Source organism: Pseudonocardia sp. ICBG162, from assembly GCF_020496225.1.
In the GTDB taxonomy this organism is placed as follows: domain Bacteria; phylum Actinomycetota; class Actinomycetes; order Mycobacteriales; family Pseudonocardiaceae; genus Pseudonocardia; species Pseudonocardia alni.
On record NZ_JAHLJD010000031.1, the window covers coordinates 998,779 to 1,014,605 of the forward strand.

Here is a 15,827-nt window from a genome sequence, read left to right on the forward strand (position 1 = left end):
CACGTGAAAGTCCGCCCCGACCGGCCACGACGGGATCACACGCCGCACGCGTTCCCGGCTCCCCGTACAGCGGTAGAGTGAATCTGAGAATGATTTCCAATAAATCTATGCCGATATGTTGATGGGAGTTCCGTCCGTGTCCCGATCCCCGCTCCGCCCGGCCGCGCTCGTGGCCGGGCTGGCCGCACTCGCCCTGGGTCTGACCGCCTGCGGCTCCGGCCAGGTCGACGCCCCCACCAGCGCCGACACCCCGCAGGTGAAGATCGTCGCCTCCACCGACGCCTGGGGCGCGGTCGCCCGCGCCGTGGGCGGCAACTACGCCAGGGTCGAGTCGATCATCAGCTCCCCCGACGTCGACCCGCACGGCTACGAGCCGACCCCGCAGAACGCGGCGACCGTCGGCGAGGCCCAGCTGCTGATCATGAACGGCGGCGGCTACGACGCGTTCATGACCGACCTCGTCGCCGCGTCCGGCAACAAGGCCCCGCTGGTGGACGCCGTCGAGGTCTCCGGCATCGAGGGGGCCCAGGAGGCCGCCGCCGACGACCACGGCCACGACCACGCCGCCGAGGCCACCCCCGCGCCCGCGGCCGCGGCGGACCACGAGCACGAGCACGGCTCGTTCAACGAGCACGTCTGGTACAACCCGGCCGCGGTCGGCCGCGTCGCCGAGCAGCTCGCCGACCAGCTCGGCCGCATCGACCCGAGCGCCGCGGAGTACTTCCGCACCAACGCCAAGACCCTCGAGGGCGGCGTCGCCCAGCTGACGTCGAAGGCCACCGAGATCGGCCGCGCGCACCCGGGGGCCCGGGTCGCCGTCACCGAGCCTGTGCCCGCCTACCTGCTGCAGGCCGCCGGGATCGCGAACGCGACCCCGCAGGAGTTCTCCTCGGCCGTCGAGGAGGGCACCGACCCGCCGGCCGCCGTCGTCGCGCAGATGCTGGGGCTGTTCACCGCGCAGCCGCCGGTCGACGCGCTGATCCTCAACAGCCAGACGACCTCGCCGACCACCGACCAGGTCCGCGACGCCGCCCAGAAGGGAGGCGTCCCGGTCGTGGAGATGTCGGAGACGCTGCCCGCGGGCACCACCGACTGGGTGCAGTGGATGAACGCCAACCTGGACGAGCTCTCCGCGGCGCTGAACCGCTGACATGGGTTCCTCGCAGCAGTCCGCGCTGTCGCTGCGCGGAGCGGGCCTCCGGTTCGGGGACCGGACCCTGTGGTCCGGCCTCGATCTGGACGTCGCACCCGGCGAGTTCGTCGCCGTCCTCGGCCCGAACGGCTCCGGCAAGACGACGCTGATGCGCGTCCTGCTGGGGCTGCTCCCGCTCTCCGACGGCACCGTGACCGTCGGCGGGCACACCCCGCGGCGCGGCAGCCCCGAGATCGGCTACGTCCCGCAGCAGCAGCCGCTCGACCCGGATCTGCCGCTGCGCGGGCGCGACCTCGTCGGCCTCGGCCTCGACGGGCACCGCTTCGGTCTCGGCCTGGGCCGGCGACGCGAGCGGCGCGAGCGCGTCGACCGCGCGCTGGCCCAGGTCGGCGGGACCGGGTACGCCGACGCCCCCGTCGGGCGGCTGTCCGGCGGCGAGCAGCAGCGGCTGCGGGTCGCGCAGGCACTCGTCGGGGACCCGGCGGTACTGCTGTGCGACGAGCCCCTGCTCAGCCTGGACCTGTCCCACCAGCGGATCGTGACCCGGCTGATCGACGAGCGCCGCCGCGCCGCGGGCACCGCGGTGCTGTTCGTGACCCACGAGATCAACCCGGTGCTGCCGCTGGTGGACCGGGTCCTCTACCTCGTCGACGGCCGGTTCTCGATCGGCACCACCGACGAGGTCATGACCTCGGAGACGCTGTCGCGGCTCTACCGCACCGACGTCGACGTGCTGCGGGTCCGCGACCGGCTGGTCGTCGTCGGGGCCGAGGACTCCCCGGTCACCCGGGACGAGCACGCCGAGCACGGCGTCGCGGTCGGGGGTGGCGCGTGACCGAGTTCCTGGCCCGGATCCTCGACCTGTCCGGCACCGGCACGCTGCTGGGCTACCCGTTCGTCCGCAACGCGCTCATCGCCTGCGCGGTGCTCGGGCTGGTCGCCGGGCTGCTCGCCCCGCTGATCGTCAGCCGCGGGATGGCCTTCGCCGTGCACGGCACCGCCGAGCTGGCCTTTACCGGGGCCGCGGCCGGGCTGCTGCTCGGCGTCGCCGTCGGGGTGGGGGCGGTGGTGGGCGCCGTCGTCGCCGCGGTGATCTTCGGCGTGCTGGGCCTGCGCCAGCGCGAGCGGGACTCCGCGATCGGCGTGGTGATGGCGTTCGGGCTCGGCCTGGGAGTGCTGTTCCTGGCTCTCTACGACGGCCGCTCCTCCAACCGGTTCGGCCTGCTCACCGGCTCCATCGTGTCGGTCGACCAGCAGAACCTGTGGGTGCTGGGGGTCGTCGCCGTCGTCGTGCTCGTGACCCTGGCGCTGCTCTACCGGCCGCTGCTGTTCGCCAGCACCGACCCCGACGTCGCGCTGGCGCGCGGCGTGCCCGTCCGCGCGCTGACCCTGGTGTTCGGCGTGCTGATCGGCCTGGTGACGGCGCTGGCCGTGCCGATCGTCGGCGCGATCCTGGTGCTGTCGGTGCTGATCGTGCCCGGCGCCGCGGCGAACCGGGTCACTGCGAACCCGCTGCTGGCGACCGTCCTCGCGATCGTCATCGCGGAGGTCGCGCTGGTCGGCGGGACGATCCTGTCGCTGGCGCCGGGGCTGCCGATCTCGGCCTATGTGGCGACCATCGGGTTCGTCGCCTACCTGCTCTGCCGGCTGGTGGGCCGGCTGCGCGGCCGGGGCCCGGTCCGCGCCTGACCCTCGGCTCCGGCGGCGGTGATCCGCTGTCCGCGCGGTGATCCGCCCGTCGCGTGCGTCCGGACGCGCGCGGGGAGCGGATCACCGCGCGTCGCGGCGATCACGCGTCGGGTCAGCGGCCGACGCGACGGCGGCGGGCCACCTCGGCCAGCACCACGCCGGTGGCGACCGAGGCGTTCAGGGACTCCACGCGGCCGGCCAGGGGGATCGAGACGGTCACGTCGCAGGTCTCGCGGACCAGCCGGGACAGTCCCTTGCCCTCCGACCCGGTGACGATCACCAGCGGCCCGGTGGCCAGGTCGAAGTCGTCGAGGGAGACGTCGCCGTCGGCGGCCAGACCGGCGACCATCAGCCCGGCGGAGGCGTACTCCTGCAGGGTGCGGGTCAGGTTCGTGGCGCGCGCGACCGGGACCCGGGCCGCGGTGCCCGCCGAGGTCCGCCAGGCCACCGCGGTCATGCCCGCGGCGCGCCGCTGCGGCACGACGACGCCGTGCCCGCCGAACGCCCCCACCGACCGGACGACCGCACCCAGGTTGCGCGGGTCGGTCACCCCGTCCAGGGCGACGGCCAGCGCCGGGCGCCCGGAGTGCGACGCGGCCTCCAGCACCTCGTCGGGGTGGGCGTAGGCATAGGGCGGCACCTGCAGGGCGAGGCCCTGGTGCAGCGCTCCGCCGCTGATCCGGTCGAGGTCGTTGCGCGGCACCTCCAGGATGGAGATGCCCCGCTCCGCGGCCAGCGCGACGGCCTCGGTGACCCGGTCGTCGGCGGACATGCCGGTGGCCACCTGCAGCGCCGTCGCCGGGACGCCGGCCCGCAGGCACTCGACGACCGGGTTGCGGCCGAGCACGGTCTCCGGGGTCTCCCCGTCACCGCGACGGCCCGCGACCGGGCGCCGGCGCTGCTGCTGGTCCTGGGCGGCGCGGCGCGCGGCCGCCCTCGCCTTCGGGTGGCCGGGTCGCATCTCGCCGGGCGGGGTCGGGCCCTTGCCCTTCAGTGCGCGCCGGGGCTGGCCGCCGGATCCGACGACCATGCCCTTCTTGGTGCCTTCCTTACGGATCGCACCGCGGCGCTTGGAATTGCCTGCCATGAGTTCTACGAGTCCTAGTTGTCTTTGAGAGTCCAGGTGGAGCCGTCGGCGCCGTCCTCGACGGCGATCCCGGCGGCGAGCAGCTCGTCGCGGAGCCGGTCCGCGGTGGCGAAGTCGCGCTCGGCGCGCGCGGCCCGGCGGCGCTCGAGCATCGTCTCCACCAGGGTGCCCAGTGCCTGCCGGGCGGCGTCGCCCGACTCCTCGGCCACGCCGCCGGCTGCCAGCGGGTCCAGGCCGAGTACCTCGGTCGTCGCACGGACCGCGGACGCGGCCCGCAGCGCACCGGTGACGTCCCCGGCGTCGAGGGCGGTGTTGCCCTCGCGCACCAGGGTGTGCACGGTGCCGAGCGCGAGCGGGGTGCCCAGGTCGTCGTCGAGTGCGGCGGTGAACGCGCCGGGCAGCTCCGCCGCGACCTCGGGCAGGCCGTGCCGCTCGCGCACCCGGTGCACGAACGACTCGATCCGCCGGTACGCGGCGACGGCCTCGTCCAGCGCGGCGTCGGAGTACTCGATCGCCGACCGGTAGTGCGGGCCGACCAGGTAGTAGCGCAGCTCGGCCGGGCGGACCCGCTCGAGCAGGTTCTCGATCGCCAGGGTGTTCCCCAGCGACTTCGACATCTTCTCCCCGCCCATGGTCACCCAGGCGTTGTGCAGCCAGAACCGGGCGAACCCGTCCCCGGCCGCGTGGCTCTGGGCGCGCTCGTTCTCGTGGTGCGGGAACACCAGGTCGAGGCCGCCGCCGTGGATGTCGAACTCCGGGCCGAGGTAGGCGGTCGCCATCGCCGAGCACTCCAGGTGCCAGCCGGGACGCCCGTTCCCCCAGGGGGTGGGCCAGCTGGGCTCGCCGGGCTTGGCGGCCTTCCACAGCGTGAAGTCCAGGGCGTCGCGCTTGGCGCCGCCCTCGCCCTCACCCTGGTGGACGTCGTCGACGCGCTGACCGGACAGCGCGCCGTAGTCGGGCAGGGTGCGCACGGCGAAGTACACGTCGCCGCCCGCGGGGTAGGCGTGACCGCGCTCGACCAGCCGCTCGATCAGCTCGACCATCTGCGTGATGTGCCCGGTCGCCCGGGGCTCCACCGACGGCGGCAGGCAGCCCAGCGCGTCGTACGCGGCGGTGAAGGCCCGCTCGTGGGTGGCCGCCCACTCCCACCACGGACGGCCCGCGGCGTGCGCCTTGCGCAGGATCTTGTCGTCGATGTCGGTGACGTTGCGGACCAGCGTGACGTCGTACCCGGACCGGGCCAGCCAGCGGCGCAGCACGTCGTAGTTCAGGCCCGAGCGGACGTGACCGATGTGCGGCAGGCCCTGCACCGTCGCCCCACAGACGTACATCGACACTGCTCCGGCCCGCAGCGGCGTGAACGCACGCTGCTCCCTGGTCGCTGAGTCGAGAAGTCTGAGGCTCACGTCACCAGGGTACGGGCCTCCGATTCGTCCACTACACGGGCGGTGCCGCTGCGGCAAGGTGTCCGACATGGCTGTTCAGCGGATGTACCCGCGGCTGGTCGTGCACGACGCCGACGCCGCGATCGACTTCTACCTCGCCGCGTTCGGCGCGGAGCTCGTGGAGCGCTACACCGACGGCTCCGGCGCCGTGGTGCACGCCCTGCTGCGGGCCGGCGGCGCGGAGTGGGCCGTCAAGGACGGCGACGACGTCGACCCCGCGCCGTCGGGGCCCGGCGCGGTGATCCTGGCCCTGGAGGTCGACGACCCGGACGCGGTCGCCGCGGCGATGGTGGAGCACGGCGGCCGGGTGCTGTTCCCGGTGACCGACCACGACTACGGGCAGCGCGGCGGCCGGCTCGCCGACCCGTTCGGCCACGCCTGGATGGTGGCGGCCCACGCCGACGACCTCACCCCGGAGCAGATCCAGGAGCGGACCGGGCGTCTCTAGCCCGCGGGCAGCAGCAGCGCCGTCGCGACGGCGGCGCGGCCCTCGCCGCGCCCGGTCAGCCCCAGGCCGTCGGTGGTCGTGCCGGACACCGATACCGGGCCGCCGACCACCTCCGACAGCACCCGTTCGGCCTCGGCCCGGCGCTTCCCGATCTTCGGGTCGTTCCCGACCACCTGGACGGCGGCGTTGCCGACGGTCCAGCCGTCGCGGGTGAGCAGGCGGCGGACCTCGGCGAGCAGGGTCGCCCCGCTCGCACCCGTCCACTCCGGACGGCCGGTGCCGAACACCGCGCCCAGGTCGCCCAGCCCCGCCGCGGACAGCAGGGCGTCGCACAGGGCGTGTGCGGCGACGTCGCCGTCGGAGTGCCCGGCGCAGCCGTCGGTCCCGGGCCACAGCAGACCCGCGACCCAGCAGTCGCGGCCCGGCTCGACCGGGTGCACGTCGGTACCGATCCCGACCCTCATACGTGTTCCTCGTGCTCGGTGACGCGGCCCGCCCCGGCGAGCAGCAGTTCGGCGATGCGCAGGTCCCACGCGGTGGTGACCTTGAACGCGAGCGGGTCCCCGGCGACGGTGGTGACCGGGTCGCCGAGCGCCTCGACCAGCCCGGCGTCGTCGGTGCGGGGGTCGGGTGTGCCCGCGTGGGCGCGGCGCAGGTCGGCCGCGCGGAACCCCTGCGGTGTCTGCACCGCACGCAGCTCGGAGCGGTCCACGGTGGACACGACGGTCCCGGCGGCGTCGACCCGCTTGACCGTGTCGGCCACGGGGAGCACCGGGATCACCGCGGGCGCGCCCGCGCGCACGGCGTCGACCACCCGGCGGACGACGTCGGGTGGTGTGAGCGGGCGCGCGGCGTCGTGCACCAGCACGACCTCGGCGTCCGGCCCGGTCGCGGCGAGACCCGCCGCGACGGAGGCGGTGCGGTCGGCACCGCCGGCGACGACGGTCGCCGGGCGTCCGGGCAGCATGGCGGCGGCGGCGTCCACCTGGTCCGCGGGGACGACGACCACCACGTGTCCGACGACGTCGGACGCGAGAAGGCCGTCGACCGCGCGTACCAGCATGGGAACCCCGGCCAGTCCGACGAACGCCTTGGGCACACCTGCACCCAGACGCACCCCGGAACCGGCCGCGGGAAGCACCGCGACGACACCCGCCCCGGAGGACGGTCCGTGCACGCCGGTCAGGCGTTCGCGGTGGCGAGCACCTCGTCGAGCAGGACCTCGGCCCGCTCCTCGTCGGTGCCCTCGGCCAGCGCGAGCTCACTGACCAGTATCTGCCTCGCCTTGGCCAGCATCCGCTTCTCACCGGCGGACAGGCCCCGGTCCTTCTCCCGCCGCCAGAGGTCGCGGACGACCTCGGCGACCTTGTTCACGTCACCGGACGTGAGCTTCTCCCAGTTCGCCTTGTACCGGCGCGACCAGTTCGTGGGCTCCTCGGTGTGCGGCGCGCGCAACACCTCGAAGACCCGATCCAGCCCCTCCTGGCCCACGACGTCACGAACACCGACCACCTCGACGTTGTCGGCGGGGATGCGCACCGTCAGATCGCCCTGCTGGACCTTCAGGACGAGGTACTGCACTTCCTCGCCCTTGATCGTCCGGGTCTCGATCGCCTCGATGAGCGCGGCACCGTGGTGCGGGTAGACGACGGTCTCTCCGACCTTGAAAACCATGTGTCCTCTGGCCCCTTTCGCTGGGTCCAGATTAACACGTCGCCCGGGCGGGACGGTGACCGGCTTTCACCGTCGTCGCAGGTCAGGGGGTTGACAACGGCGGAGGAACGTGTTTCCCGCGGGTGTGGCGCCCATCCGGGGCGGCCCGGCCACGTGCCGGTCGCCGCCGCGTCACGTCCCGGACCACCGGGTCTGCCGCCCCACCGTCCGGCGGGGACGCGGTCGTCACACCCGGGTGCCCGACCGCGCAACGCGTCGGAGCGCGCGACTAGGCTGCCCCCCGACAGACCCAGCATGTGCGCCGGGGGCACTTCGGGGCACCGGCAAGGAAGGACACGACGACCGTGAGCCGCACCCGCCGTTCCGCCCGGACCCTGGCCGGCGTCGCCGGCGCCGTCGCCCTGACCGGCCTGCTGATCAGCGGCTGTGGAGCCGGGCAGATCGCGCAGACCGCAGAGCAGGTCGCCGCCGTCAACGGCGCCAACGCCTCGGTCGGCTCGGTCGACCTGCGCGACGTCCAGGTCGCCTACCCGACCACGCCCGCGGGACCGGACGCGCTCTACCGCCAGGGCGGCGCCGCACCGCTCGTCGCCACCCTGGTCAACACCGGCTCGGTCGCCGACCGGCTGGTGTCGGTGACCTCGCCGGCCGCGGCGTCGGTGCAGATCCAGGGCGACGCGACCATGCCGCAGGACATCGCGTTGGTCTCGCCGGGCAACCTGCAGCTGGCCCCGACCAACGCCAAGCGCGTGCAGCTCGTCGCCGAGGGCCTGACCCGCCCGATCCCCTCCGGCGCGCAGCTCCCGATGACGTTCGTGTTCGAGAAGGCCGGCTCGGTGACCGTCACCGTCCCGACCGGCGTGCCGACCGACACGAACTCGCCGGGGCACGCCCCGGAGCGGGCCTCGACCGGCACGGAGGAGTCGGGCACCAACGGCGCCGAGACCGGCGTCAACTCCGAGACCGGCGGCCAGGCCGAGGCCCCGCCGGTCGACCAGTCGAACCCGGTCCCGGCCGGTGAGGGCGCCCCCGTCGCGCCCGGCAACGAGGGCAGCGGCGCCGGCGGCGTCGCCGGCAACTGACCCCCCGGTCCCGCGCCGCCCGCTCGGGCGGCTACCGCTGCACCGAGTGCGACCACCGCACGGCGCAGTGGGTGGGGCGCTGCCCGGGCTGCCAGGCCTGGGGGTCGCTGGAGCAGGTCGAGCCGGTGCGCACCGGCGGGGGCGGCCGGACCGTCGTCGCCGGGGCGCCCAGCACCCCGGCCCGGCGGATCGCCGAGGTGGAGCTGGACTCCGCCCGGGCCCGGCCGACCGGCGTCGACGAGCTGGACCGGGTCCTCGGTGGCGGGCTCGTCCCGGGCGCGGTGGTGCTGCTGGCCGGTGAGCCGGGCGTCGGCAAGTCGACGCTGCTCCTGGAGGTCGCCGCGCAGGCAGCGGCCCGGTCCCGGGTCCTCTACGTCTCCGGTGAGGAGTCCGCGGGCCAGGTCCGGCTGCGCGCCGAGCGCACCGGCGGCGTCCACGACGAGCTCTACCTCGCCGCCGAGTCCGACCTCGAGTCGGTGCTCGGCCACGTCGACGCGCTGCGGCCGTCGCTGCTGGTGGTGGACTCCATCCAGACCATGTCCACCGCCTCGGTCGACGGCAGCCCCGGCGGGGTGACCCAGACCCGCGCCGTCACCGTGGGACTGACCGCGCTGGCGAAGGAACGCGGCCTGGCCGTGCTGCTCGTCGGCCACGTCACCAAGGACGGCGGCATCGCGGGTCCGCGGGTGCTGGAGCACCTCGTCGACGTGGTGCTGCACTTCGAGGGCGACAAGCACTCGGCGCTGCGGATGGTCCGCGGGGTGAAGAACCGGTTCGGCCCGGCCGACGAGGTCGGCTGCTTCGAGCTGCGCGACTCCGGCATCGTCGGTCTCGCCGACCCCTCGGGGCTGTTCCTCGGCCGGTTCGGTCAGGGCGCCGACGCGGTGCAGCCGGGGACCGCGGTGACCGTCGTGATGGACGGGCGACGGCCGCTGCTGGCCGAGGTGCAGGCGCTGGTGGCGGGGGCGAACATCCCGAGCCCGCGCCGCGCGGTGACCGGGCTGGACTCGTCCCGGGTGCCGATGCTGCTCGCCGTCGTCGAGCGGCGGGGCGGGCTCAAGCTGCACGACGCCGAGGTCTACACCGCCACCGTCGGCGGGATGCGGATCACCGAGCCCGCGGCCGACCTCGCGATCGCGCTGGCGGTCGTCTCGGCGAAGCGGGACGCGGCGCTGCCCGCGGACCTCGTCGTGCTGGGCGAGCTCGGGCTGGCCGGCGAGCTGCGCCGGGTGCACGGGGTGGACCGGCGCCTCGCGGAGGCCGCACGGCTGGGCTTCACCCGGGCGATCGTCCCCACCGGGGCCGAGGTCGGGCGGACCGGGATGCAGATCACCGAGGCGTCGTCGCTGCGCGAGATCATGGCCCGCATCCGCTGAGCGTCAGCTCATGAGCAGCGGGGCGGGCTCGCTCACGACCCGGTCGAGCCGGGCCAGCACCCGGTAGCCGCCCGGGCCCACCCGGGTGCGCTCGCCCGCGCAGCCGGGCTCCGAGGCGAGCCCGGTCCAGGTCACGGCGAAGGCCACCGGCTGGCCGGGCACCAGGGTGCGCAGGTCGTCCGACGACGGGTTGGCGCAGTCGTTGGACGACCAGAGCTTGGTCGCCCCGTCGCCGCTCCAGACGGCGATCTCCTGCTGGGCGCCGTCGAGGTCGCGCACGCAGGGCTGGCCGGAGACGTTGGTGACGACCAGCCGCAGCTCGGGCCGCGCGCCGGAGGGGTAGGTCGGTTGCCCGGTCTCGGCGCGCACCTCGATCATCGCGTCGGTACAGGGCACCGGACCGGTCGGCGGGGAGGGTGCGGCCTGCGGCACCTGCACGGACGGGCGTGGTGTGTCGTCGGGGCGGACCGTCTCGTCCGCCGGGCCCGCGTTCGGGGTCGCGGGCCCGGCGGACGTCCCCGCCGCGGCGGCCGGAGGGGATCCGGGCGCGGCGGGGTCGGGGAGCGGCACGGACGCGGGTGCCCCCGTCCCCGGGGCTGGGGATGCCGGGGACGGGGACCCCGGGGGCGGCGCGGGTGCGGCCGTCCCCGTGTCCGGTGTGGTCTGCGACGACTGGGGGGTCGTCCGTGCGGCCGTCCCGGCGGGCTCGTCGGAGCCCCGCGGGATCAGCAGCCAGGTGGTGAGCCACAGCAGCGCGAAGAGCGCGAGCAGCGCGACGCCGACCGCGCATGCGCGCCGGCGCCAGTAGACCGACGCCGGCAGGGGACCCACCGGGTGCATGTCACCGACGGTAGATCTCCGGTTACACGAAGTCGCCGCCGCCGCGCCGGGACCGGACATGTCCGGCGAGGTCCACCCGGCGGGGCGACCCGCGCGTCCCGACCGGGTGAGCGCAGCGCCGGAACGACCGCGCGCGCACTCCCGGGACCGGCCCGGACGGGGGTCGGCGACCCGGATCGCCCGACCCCCGGGCGGGTGGCGGACCGACCCGGGGTGACCGGCGTCGTCCGGCGACAGGGTCCCGCCCGGCCCCCCGCGGACGGGAACCGCCCCGGTCGTGGCGCGCGCCCCGGTGGCGGGCGCGGTAGGGACCGTGATCCACACGCCGGCACCGGGACGGTCACCGGGCGACGCCGGCGGTGCCCGTTCCGTGATCACGGCGGGGTCGTCGCCGGGGGCCCGGCCGGGGCGCGCGACACTGGAGCGGTGGTGGCCGATCTGATCTCCCAGTGGTTCCGGGCGCACGCCCGCGACCTGCCGTGGCGGCGCCCGGAGACCACCCCGTGGGGCGTGCTGGTCAGCGAGTTCATGCTCCAGCAGACCCCGGTCGCCCGGGTCGAACCGGTCTGGCGGGACTGGATGGAGCGCTGGCCTGCGCCGTCGTCGCTGGCCGCCGCGCCGCGCGCGGACGTGCTGCGGGCCTGGGGCAAGCTCGGCTACCCGCGCCGCGCGATCCGGCTGCACGACGCGGCCGCGGCGATCGCCACCCAGCACGGCGACGCCGTCCCCTCCGACGTCGAGGCGCTCGAGGCCCTGCCCGGTGTCGGCTCCTACACCGCGCGGGCGGTGGCGGCGTTCGGCTTCGGGCTGCGCGCCGCCGTCGTCGACACCAACGTCCGCCGGGTCGTGGCCCGCGCGGTGCACGGTCAGGGCGACGCCGGACCGGCCCGCACCCGGGCCGACCTGGCCGACGTGGACGCACTGCTGCCCGACGACGACGCAGAGGCCGCCGTCGTCTCGGCCGGGCTGATGGAGCTGGGCGCGGTCGTCTGCACCGCCCGCTCGCCGCGCTGCGCGGACTGCCCGGTCGCGGCCCGCTGCGCCTGGGTGGCGGCCGGCAGGCCCGCCTACGACGGCCCGCGCAAGCCGGTCCAGGGCTTCGCCGGCACCGACCGGCAGGTACGCGGCAAGCTCATGGACGTGCTGCGCACCGCGCACGGGCCGGTCGAGCGGGCCGCGCTGGACGCCGTCTGGTCCGACGCGGGCCAGCGCGACCGGTGCCTGCACTCGCTGCTGGTCGACGGCCTGGCCGAGCAGACCGACGACGGCCGCTTCGCCCTCCCCGTCTGAGCGGGGGACCGATGCCCAGCACCGTCCGCTTCCGGCTCGACGGCGACGGCGCCGCCGCGCTCACCGCGCTGCGCGACCGGCTCGCCGCGGCCGGGATCCCGGTCGCGGCCGGCACGCCGCACGTGACCGTCGCCGCGGCGGGCACGGTCCCGCCGCCCGCCGTGCGGGAGCTGACCGCCCAGCTGCGCCTGGTCGCGCTGCCGGTGCTGTGGCTGGCCGGGCTCGGCTCGGTCGGCCCGGACGCGCCGGACGCGCTGGCGCTGACCGCCGTCACCGACCCCGAGGTGCTGGCCGCGCACACGGCGGTGCACGACGCGCTGGCCGGGCGGGTGCGGGGCGCGCACGCCGCGCACCTGCCGGGTTCCTGGCTGCCGCACGTGGTGCTGGCGACCGGGCGGCCCGCCGAGGCGTTCGCGCGGCTGCACCCGGTCGAGCCGGTGCGGGCGCGGATCACCGCCGTCGAGCTGCACGACTCGCGCACCGGGGAGACGGTGGCCCTCAGCGCGGGCTGAGCCCCGCGAGGGCCTGCTCGACCAGCGCCTCCACCATGGGGGTGAGCGGCCCGCGGCGGTCGGCCGGGATCGCACACCAGCGCAGGACGGCCCCGAGGTAGCCGTCGAACAGGAGGTCGGCGGCGACGTCCGGGTCGGTGGCCGGGTCGATCCCCCCGCCGTCGCGGCCCCGCTCGATCCACTCCGCCAGCCGCCGGGCCGCGGTCGTCCGGTGCCGGACCGGCCCGAGCGCGGCGAGCCAGCCGAGCATCATCTGCTCGGTCCCGTCCGGGTCGGCGTCGGTCAGTGCGCCCAGCTCGCGGAACCAGGCCCGGATCCGGTCGGGGACGTGGTCACCGGGTGCGGGCCCGCCGGTGGCCGCGGTCGCCGCGACCTCGCGCCGCATCGCCCACTCGACCGCGAGCTCGCCCTTGCTCGGGAAGTGGTTGAACGCCGTGCGGCGGGACAGTCCCGCGCGGTGCGCGATGTCCTCCATCGTCGTCGCCGCGAACCCCCGCTCGGCGACGAGCGCGGTCGCGGCCTCGTAGAGCAGCTCGCGGCTGCGCACGCGCCGCGGGTCCGGGGCCCTCGTCGTCATCGTCCTCCGCCCTCGACATTTTCTGCATCCGAGTGCATTCTACCTCCGTTGCACTCAAGTGCAGAAGAGGAGGCCTGTCATGCCACAGGAGTTCGCCGACCGGGCCCTGGCCGAGTTCGCCGCCGCGTCGTCCGCATTCGGCTCGCCCGACGTCCCCGCGATCCGCGGGGCGATCGCGGCCCGTGCCGCGGGTCGGCCGCGGGGCCCGGAGATGTACGAGGTCCGCGAGGTCACGCTGCCGACCTGCCCGGGCCGGCTGTACCGGCCGGGGCCGGAGCCCGCGCCGCTGGTCGTGTACCTGCACGGCGGCGGCTGGACGGTCGGCAGCGTCGCGTCGTTCGACCGGCCGGTGCGGCGGCTGGCCGCGGCCGCGGGCGCCGACGTGCTCGCCGTCGACTACCGGCTCGCGCCCGAGGCGCCCTGGCCCGCGTCGGTCGACGACACCGTCGCGACCCTGCGGGCCGTCGCCGCCGGCGGGCCGGGGGCCACGCCGGGCGCCGTCGTCGTCTGCGGGGACAGCGCGGGCGGCACGCTCGCGACGCTGGCCTGCCTCCGGCTGCGCGACGAGGCCCCGGAGGCGCTGCCGGACCTGCAGGTCCTGGTGTACCCCAACGCCGACCTGTCCGACACCACCTCGGCCTCGATGCGGGAGAAGGCGACCGGATACGGCTTCGACGCCGCCTCCGCGACCTTCTTCGCCCGGCTGTGGGTCGGCGGCGACGGGTCCCTGCTCCACGACCCGCGGGTCAGCCCGCTGCACGTCCCCGACCTGTCCGGGCTGCCCCCGGCGGTCGTCGTCACCGCCGAGCACGATCCGATCCGCGACCCGGCCGAGGCCTACGCCCGGCGGCTCGCCGCGGCGGGCGTGCCCACGACCCTGCGCCGCGAGGCGGGGATGATCCACAACTTCCTGCAGCTCGACGAGGTGTCGCCGGCCGCCGCGGCGGCGGCCGACCGGGTCGCCGCCGACGTCGCCGCGGTGCGGTCCGGGACGGCGACGGGCTGACACCTCTCCCGCCGGTGCCGGGCGGCCTCCCGGACGGCGACCCGGCGGGCCGCTCGCGCCGTCGTCGCCGCGGAGGGCGCACCGTCCCCTGTGGTGCTCGCCGCCCCTAGGCTCGCCCCGTGGCGGACGAACAGGACGTGCGGCGGATCGCGCTCGCCCTCGACGGCGTCGTCGAGAACCCGAGTGAGGGGTTCGACTTCCGGGTGCGCGGCAAGGGCTTCGTGTGGTCCTGGCCGGAGCGGGTGCCCGGGAGACGACGGGTGATCAGGACCGACGTCGCGGTGCTGTACGTCGGCGACGAGGCGGAGAAGCAGGCCCTGTTGCTCGGCGAGCCCGACCTGTTCTTCACCGACGCCGGGCACGCGCCGTGGCCCCTGGTGCTCGTCCGCCTGGACCAGGTGGACGACGACCGGCTGGCCGAGCTGGTCGGTGACGCGTGGCACATGCGCGTCGACGAGGCCGGGCGGGGATAACGTGGCGGACATGGCCATTGTGAAGATCAACGCGATCGAGGTCCCGGAGAACGCGGGCCCCGAGCTGGAGAAGCGGTTCGCGAACCGCCTGCACGCCGTCGACGGGCAGCCCGGCTTCCTCGGGTTCGAGCTGCTGCGCCCCGTCTCCGGCGACGACCGGTACTTCGTCGTGACCCGCTGGGAGACCGAGGCCGACTTCCAGGCGTGGCGCGAGGGCCCGGCCGCCGAGGCGCACGCCGGCCAGCGCTCGCCGCAGCCGGTCGCCAAGGGCGCGTCGCTGCTGGAGTTCGAGGTCGTCGACCTGCAGCAGATCGCGGCGGGGTCCTGATCGACGCCCGCGAGGTCGCCGCGGCCTTCTCCGACGAGATCGCCGCGGCGGCCCGCCTGGTCCGCGACGCGGACGCCCTGCTGGTCACCGCGGGCGCCGGGATGGGCGTCGACTCCGGGCTGCCGGACTTCCGCGGCGGCGAGGGCTTCTGGCGGGCCTACCCGCCCTACGCCCGCCTCGGCCTGCGCTTCGAGGAGCTGGCCGATCCCGCGCACTTCGCCGACGACCCCGCGCTGGCCTGGGCTTCTACGGCCACCGCCTGCACCTCTACCGGGACACCGTGCCGCACCCGGGGTTCGCGGTGCTGCGCCGCTGGGCCGCCCGGGTGCCCTCGAACGTGTTCACCTCGAACGTCGACGGCCAGTTCCAGCGGGCCGGCTTCGCCCCGGACGACGTCGCCGAGGTGCACGGCTCCATCCACCACCTGCAGTGCCTGCGGCTCTGCGGTCACGGCGTGTGGCCCGCCGACGGCGTCGAGGTGCCGGTCGACGAGGCCACCATGCGTGCCGTCGGCGAGCTGCCCCGCTGCCCGGGCTGCGGCGGCCTCGCCCGTCCGGCGATCCTGATGTTCGGCGACGGCGGCTGGGACGACGCGCACGCCGCGACGGCGCTGCAGCGGCACGTGGACTGGCTGGCGGCGCACCGGACCGGGGTGGTCGTCGTCGAGCTGGGGGCGGGCGGTGCGCTGCCCACGGTGCGTCGCCGCTCGGAGCTCGCCTCGGCCGCGACCGGCGCGCTGGTGCGGATCAACGTCCGCGAGCCGCAGGTGCGCCACGGCCGCGGGGTCGGCATCGCGGCCCCCGCGGCCGCGACCCTCGCCGCGATCGACGCCGCCCTCTGACCCGCC

18 protein-coding genes and 1 pseudogene are annotated in these 15,827 nt (G+C 75.8%); 12 read left to right on the forward strand and 7 right to left on the reverse strand.

The window, feature by feature from the left end:
• Positions 1-136 precede the first annotated feature (136 nt).
• From KPL60_RS29550 to KPL60_RS29560, 3 genes are read left to right on the forward strand one after another with little or no spacing between them, the layout of a single operon-like run.
• Positions 137-1,150 (forward strand): metal ABC transporter solute-binding protein, Zn/Mn family, encoded by a 1,014-nt coding sequence (locus KPL60_RS29550; RefSeq protein ID WP_226367850.1) that lies wholly within the window; start codon positions 137-139, stop codon positions 1,148-1,150.
• A gap of 1 nt (position 1,151) precedes the next feature.
• Complete coding sequence (locus KPL60_RS29555) at positions 1,152-1,988, forward strand: metal ABC transporter ATP-binding protein (protein ID WP_178375751.1); 837 nt, start codon at positions 1,152-1,154, stop codon at positions 1,986-1,988.
• Positions 1,989-1,996: 8 nt separating this feature from the next.
• Entirely contained in the window at positions 1,997-2,842 is an 846-nt protein-coding gene (locus tag KPL60_RS29560; RefSeq protein WP_226356592.1) for a metal ABC transporter permease, read from the forward strand.
• A 112-nt stretch (positions 2,843-2,954) separates the two neighbouring features.
• Here KPL60_RS29560 and rlmB read toward each other — a convergent pair whose 3' ends face one another.
• Complete coding sequence (rlmB, locus tag KPL60_RS29565) at positions 2,955-3,929, reverse strand: 23S rRNA (guanosine(2251)-2'-O)-methyltransferase RlmB (RefSeq protein WP_226354128.1); 975 nt, start codon at positions 3,927-3,929, stop codon at positions 2,955-2,957.
• A gap of 14 nt (positions 3,930-3,943) precedes the next feature.
• Entirely contained in the window at positions 3,944-5,335 is a 1,392-nt protein-coding gene (gene cysS, locus KPL60_RS29570) for a cysteine--tRNA ligase (protein WP_226367851.1), read from the reverse strand.
• Positions 5,336-5,402: 67 nt separating this feature from the next.
• On the opposite strand from cysS, the gene KPL60_RS29575 reads away from it, so the two are divergent.
• On the forward strand, positions 5,403-5,822 hold the full coding sequence (locus KPL60_RS29575) for a glyoxalase/bleomycin resistance/extradiol dioxygenase family protein (RefSeq protein WP_226354130.1): 420 nt from the start codon (positions 5,403-5,405) through the stop codon (positions 5,820-5,822).
• On the opposite strand, the gene ispF is transcribed toward KPL60_RS29575, so the two are convergent.
• The 3 genes from ispF to KPL60_RS29590 are packed head-to-tail and all read right to left on the reverse strand — an operon-like array spanning position 5,819 to position 7,496.
• The gene (gene ispF / locus KPL60_RS29580; protein WP_226354131.1) at positions 5,819-6,286 is read right to left on the reverse strand and encodes a 2-C-methyl-D-erythritol 2,4-cyclodiphosphate synthase; all 468 of its coding nucleotides are present in this window, start codon (positions 6,284-6,286) and stop codon (positions 5,819-5,821) included. The genes KPL60_RS29575 and ispF overlap by 4 nt on opposite strands.
• Positions 6,283-6,999: a 2-C-methyl-D-erythritol 4-phosphate cytidylyltransferase gene (ispD, locus tag KPL60_RS29585; protein ID WP_226367852.1), complete on the reverse strand. Its 717-nt coding sequence runs from the start codon at positions 6,997-6,999 to the stop codon at positions 6,283-6,285. The genes ispF and ispD overlap by 4 nt, the downstream gene beginning before the upstream one ends.
• A gap of 5 nt (positions 7,000-7,004) precedes the next feature.
• Positions 7,005-7,496, reverse strand: coding sequence for a CarD family transcriptional regulator (locus tag KPL60_RS29590; RefSeq protein WP_020625956.1), 492 nt, complete (start codon positions 7,494-7,496; stop codon positions 7,005-7,007).
• 344 nt (positions 7,497-7,840) lie between these two features.
• Between KPL60_RS29590 and KPL60_RS29595 the strand changes: the two genes are divergently transcribed.
• A complete protein-coding gene (locus KPL60_RS29595) occupies positions 7,841-8,578 on the forward strand; it encodes a copper chaperone PCu(A)C (RefSeq protein WP_226354133.1) in 738 nt (245 codons plus the stop codon).
• The gene (gene radA / locus KPL60_RS29600) at positions 8,575-9,954 is read left to right on the forward strand and encodes a DNA repair protein RadA (protein ID WP_075309695.1); all 1,380 of its coding nucleotides are present in this window, start codon (positions 8,575-8,577) and stop codon (positions 9,952-9,954) included. Before KPL60_RS29595 ends, radA begins: the two co-directional genes overlap by 4 nt.
• 3 nt (positions 9,955-9,957) lie before the next feature.
• On the opposite strand, the gene KPL60_RS29605 is transcribed toward radA, so the two are convergent.
• Entirely contained in the window at positions 9,958-10,794 is an 837-nt protein-coding gene (locus KPL60_RS29605) for a hypothetical protein (protein ID WP_226354134.1), read from the reverse strand.
• A gap of 426 nt (positions 10,795-11,220) precedes the next feature.
• Between KPL60_RS29605 and KPL60_RS29610 the strand changes: the two genes are divergently transcribed.
• Both KPL60_RS29610 and KPL60_RS29615 read left to right on the forward strand, forming a co-directional pair.
• Positions 11,221-12,084: an A/G-specific adenine glycosylase gene (locus KPL60_RS29610; protein WP_226367853.1), complete on the forward strand. Its 864-nt coding sequence runs from the start codon at positions 11,221-11,223 to the stop codon at positions 12,082-12,084.
• Positions 12,085-12,095: 11 nt separating this feature from the next.
• Complete coding sequence (locus tag KPL60_RS29615) at positions 12,096-12,596, forward strand: 2'-5' RNA ligase family protein (protein WP_226367854.1); 501 nt, start codon at positions 12,096-12,098, stop codon at positions 12,594-12,596.
• On the opposite strand, the gene KPL60_RS29620 is transcribed toward KPL60_RS29615, so the two are convergent.
• Complete coding sequence (locus tag KPL60_RS29620) at positions 12,583-13,173, reverse strand: TetR/AcrR family transcriptional regulator (RefSeq protein ID WP_226367855.1); 591 nt, start codon at positions 13,171-13,173, stop codon at positions 12,583-12,585. The genes KPL60_RS29615 and KPL60_RS29620 overlap by 14 nt on opposite strands.
• 79 nt (positions 13,174-13,252) lie before the next feature.
• Here KPL60_RS29620 and KPL60_RS29625 point away from each other — a divergent pair, with 79 nt between their 5' ends.
• The 4 genes and pseudogenes from KPL60_RS29625 to KPL60_RS29640 all read left to right on the forward strand — a co-directional run bounded on the left by KPL60_RS29625 (position 13,253) and on the right by KPL60_RS29640 (position 15,821).
• A complete protein-coding gene (locus KPL60_RS29625; RefSeq protein ID WP_226367856.1) occupies positions 13,253-14,179 on the forward strand; it encodes an alpha/beta hydrolase in 927 nt (308 codons plus the stop codon).
• Positions 14,180-14,298: 119 nt separating this feature from the next.
• Complete coding sequence (locus tag KPL60_RS29630; RefSeq protein ID WP_208826218.1) at positions 14,299-14,652, forward strand: MmcQ/YjbR family DNA-binding protein; 354 nt, start codon at positions 14,299-14,301, stop codon at positions 14,650-14,652.
• A gap of 10 nt (positions 14,653-14,662) precedes the next feature.
• Positions 14,663-14,980, forward strand: coding sequence for an antibiotic biosynthesis monooxygenase (locus KPL60_RS29635; protein ID WP_073576923.1), 318 nt, complete (start codon positions 14,663-14,665; stop codon positions 14,978-14,980).
• Positions 14,981-15,081: 101 nt separating this feature from the next.
• Positions 15,082-15,821, forward strand: a pseudogene (locus KPL60_RS29640) (NAD-dependent deacetylase).
• The last annotated feature ends 6 nt before the right edge of the window (positions 15,822-15,827 follow it).